This is a genomic window from Pseudomonas sp. AGC41 (genome assembly GCF_057334555.1).
Genome location: NZ_JBHFJB010000113.1, coordinates 8,120 through 11,874, shown reverse-complemented (window position 1 = coordinate 11,874; position 3,755 = coordinate 8,120). Strand labels below are relative to the sequence as shown.

4 protein-coding genes are annotated in these 3,755 nt (G+C 59.7%); 2 read left to right on the top strand and 2 right to left on the bottom strand.

Going from position 1 to position 3,755, the window contains the following annotated elements:
- Nucleotides 1–45: 45 nt before the first annotated feature.
- Nucleotides 46–1,377, bottom strand: coding sequence for an IS110 family RNA-guided transposase (locus ACE04F_RS18985; protein WP_486107109.1), 1,332 nt, complete (start codon nt 1,375–1,377; stop codon nt 46–48).
- Between the two features lie 274 nt (nt 1,378–1,651).
- Nucleotides 1,652–2,611 (bottom strand): transcriptional regulator FtrA, encoded by a 960-nt coding sequence (gene ftrA, locus ACE04F_RS18980; protein ID WP_486107107.1) that lies wholly within the window; start codon nt 2,609–2,611, stop codon nt 1,652–1,654.
- Between the two features lie 101 nt (nt 2,612–2,712).
- On the opposite strand from ftrA, the gene ACE04F_RS18975 reads away from it, so the two are divergent.
- Together ACE04F_RS18975 and ACE04F_RS18970 are read left to right on the top strand one after the other, a co-directional pair.
- Nucleotides 2,713–3,147 (top strand): rhodanese-like domain-containing protein, encoded by a 435-nt coding sequence (locus ACE04F_RS18975; protein WP_486107105.1) that lies wholly within the window; start codon nt 2,713–2,715, stop codon nt 3,145–3,147.
- 248 nt (nt 3,148–3,395) lie between these two features.
- Nucleotides 3,396–3,755, top strand: a 360-nt coding sequence (locus ACE04F_RS18970; RefSeq protein WP_486109079.1) for a transporter substrate-binding domain-containing protein, incomplete at its 3' end; no start/stop codon positions are given.

Below are 3,755 nucleotides of genomic sequence, written 5' to 3'. Positions count from 1 at the left end.
AGCTCTCATCAAACAAAATCCATCCCCTTGTTCTCCAAAGCTTTTTTAAGCCGCGATCACTCGAACACCCAGCTTTGTAGCCTTACGCTGTAAGGCTCTAAGCTGACGATCACGGCTTTTGGCCTCGTACTCTTCCATATCCTGCGCCACGTAAGGCTGGCCTTTGGTCAGCATGGCGTAGATCAGGCGGGCCAGTTGGTGAGCCGTAGCCTTGATGGCGCAGGCCGTATCCATACGAGCCAATCGGGCGCGGTGACTGGCACCGATAAAGCTTTTATCGTTGCGGGCGCTAGAGGCCGCCTGCTTCAACGCTTGTGCCGCCCGGTTAAATACCTTGGGGACATGACCGGGCAAGGGTTTTCCTCCCGATATTCGGGTTGAGGGCGCCAACCCCATCCAAGAGCTGAAATGTTGCTCAGTCGGAAACCGCGACAAATCAGGTCCGACTTCGCTTGCCAGAACCAAGGCGGATTCGATTCCGATAGTGGGAATCGCGGTCAGATCCACGCCCATGATTCTCACAAGTGCCTGGTGCAAGTTGGCTTGTTCATCTGCCGAACGATGCGGGCTGCGCAGTGGCTTGGCGGGTTGCGTGGGCTCATGGTTCAGTACTGGGAGTCGATTGAGTGCCTGGGTGATGGCCTGATCACATTCGGCAATCTGCTTCTCAAGAAAATCATGAGCAGCCACTTCCTGAGCCAAGGCATGCAAATGCTCGACTCGCCAGTTACCGTGCAGACTGCGGGCGATGGTTTGGTAATCGGCCTTGATACGGCCGTCTCGGAAGTTGGCTAAAACTTGAGGGTCACGCTCGCCATCGATGATGGCCTTGATGATTTTCATCCCTGTCACACCAGCGATGTTGCTGATGACATTGGCTAACTGAATGTTCATCTGCGTCAGGGCTTTTTGCATGCGGTTGATGGTCTTGGCTTGATCACGAACCTTCATGGCCCGCTGGCGAACCAGCGAACGCATCGAGCAAATATCATCAGCGGGCCGGAACGCTCCTCTGAGTAAGCCATGGGTCATGAGCTGCCAGATCCATTGGCAATCCAGGACATCGGATTTACGCCCGCTTATCTGGCGTGTAGCACGGGAGTTAACTAGATACACCTCAAAGCCCCTCGAATCGAGAAGCTCGAACAGCGGTATCCAATAGACACCGGTGGCTTCCATCGCCACGACTTTGATTTTCAGCGATTCCAGCCATTCGGCCAGCTTCACCAAATCCTCAGTAAAGGCCGGAAAACAACGAACCGGCTTGTCGCTTTGATCGGGATTGACGCCGACCCAGTGCTCGCGGCTGCCAATATCGATACCGGCACAATGAGGGTGAACGACTTCAAATCGTTTCTGCTGCTTCTTGCGCGCCATGACAATTCCTCGCAGGATTGAACGGCGCGCGGGGCACACGGTGTCGAACGGATTCACTCTCTCATACGTGGTCACAGCTTGCTGTGCCTACAACGACTCCACGCCGATACCGTGCCGGCCACTCTCCCTCGCGGGTGCGCACACACCAGTGATAGCTACGGCCTCTGTCCCCGCGCGCACCCAATATTAAGCCGAACACTTGTTTGCTGCGCGACAGCGCAGCGTCGGCGACGCGGCGGGGACTCCCTCGCCACGGAGAACCTCGAAGGCGTCGTTACCCTCGCCCAAACCGCTCCCGGTACACCGAGGGCGCCAGCCCCACCACGTTGCGAAACGCTACCCGGAAACTTTCCACCGACCGATAGCCACACAGTTGGGCGATGTTGTCGGTGTTGTCTTGCGTGCTTTCCAGCAATTCCCGGGCCCGTGCCAGGCGCTCATGTTGCAGCCAGGCCTTGGGCGACACACCGCAAGCCTGGGTGAAGCGGCGCAAGAAGGTCCGTTCGCTCATGGCGGCGTGACTGGCCAGATCGCGCACTCCCAGCGGCTCGTGGAGACGTTCCCGGGCCCATTGCATGACGCCGGACAAATCGCTGCGCGGCGTGCGGCTGACTGGCGAGGGGATGAACTGCGCCTGGCCACCGGTGCGTTGGGTCGGCATGACCAGTCGACGCGCCACGGCATTGGCGACCTGGGCGCCGAAATCCCGCGCCACCAGGTGCAGGCACGCATCGATGCCGGCCGCGCTGCCAGCCGAGGTGATGATCTGGCCTGAATCGACATAAAGTACATCGGGATCGACTTCGATGGTCGGGTAGCTGTGGGCCAGTTCGTCGGTGTAGCGCCAATGCGTGGTGGCGCCCAAGCCGTCGAGCAGCCCGGTGGCCGCCAGGACAAAAGCCCCCGAGCAGATCGACAACAGACGGGCGCCACGGGCATGGGCTCGTCGCAAGGCCTGGAGCAGGGCATCGGAGGGCGGTTCGCTGCGACTGCGCCAGCCCGGCACGATAATGGTTCGCGCGCTGTCGAGCAGCTCCATGCCGCCATCGGCCAATACCTGGAAGCCGCCCATGGCGCGCATCGGGCCGTCGTCGACAGCGACGATGCGGTGTTCATACCAGGGAAAATCAAACTCGGGCCGTGCCAGCCCGAATATCTCGACGGCAACGCCGAATTCGAACGTGCACAGCCCGTCGTAGGCGAGAATCGCGACGAGGCCAGGGGTAGGCTGCATTTGGCGGAAAATTCCCACAGAGTGTCTTGTACGCCACTGTAGCGGTTGGCGGCGGGTGGATAAAGTCTCTCCAAGCCCTATCCGTCCCTGGAGTAAACCCGATGACCAGCCCTGTTCGCGAAGTGTCTGCCGCGCCGTCCGACATTGCCCTGCAGCATTTCAGCCGGCGTCTGATGTTCGAAACCGATTGTTCCGACGTACGTGCCAGCCAGGACGCCGGTGAGATCGATTTTGTCCTCGTCGATGTGCGCGGGCCGCAGGCCTATGCACGCGGGCACGTGCCCGGGGCGATCAACCTGCCGACCCGCACGCTGACCGCCGAGGCGCTTGCGGCCTATCCCCAGACCACCCTGTTCGTGGTCTATTGCGCGGGGCCGCATTGCAACGGCGCCAACAAGGCCGCGGTGCGCCTGGCGACCCTGGGGTACCCGGTCAAGGAAATGATCGGTGGCGTCATGGGCTGGCTCGACGAAGGTTTTCGCCTGACCGGTTCCGTGGAGCGCGTGGCGGAGCAGGCGGTCAGCTGCGATTGTTGAAGTAGGGTGCGACGCCCGTGTGGCGAGGGGGCGAGCTCCCTTGCCACACGGGCTGCTTCTGTCAGTTTTTTTGGAAAACCAATAATCGCCGGCCAAGCCGTATTGTTTTTATAACTATTTGTCGCCTCAACATAATTCCCCTCCCGAGTGCACCTCTAGACTCCCGTCCACTTCGGTTTTCGCTGACCGAACGCTGTTTCCGAATCTGCCCATAACGATCAAAAAAACCTGCGCACTCAGGAGCAAAAATGAAGAAGCTTGTCATGTTCGGTGCCCTGGCACTGTCCCTACTTTCCTTGTCGGCCGCGGCCGAAGACGCGAAGCCGATCCGCCTCGGGATCGAGGCCGGTTATCCGCCTTTTTCGATGAAGACGCCTGACGGCAAGCTGACCGGCTTCGACGTGGATATCGGCGATGCGTTGTGCGAGCAGATGAAGGTCAAGTGCACCTGGGTCGAGCAAGAGTTCGACGGGCTGATTCCGGCGCTGAAGGTGAAGAAGATCGACGCGATCCTGTCGTCGATGACCATCACTGACGACCGCAAGAAAAACGTCGACTTCACCATCAAGTACTACCACACCCCGGCGCGTTTCGTGATGAAGGAAGGT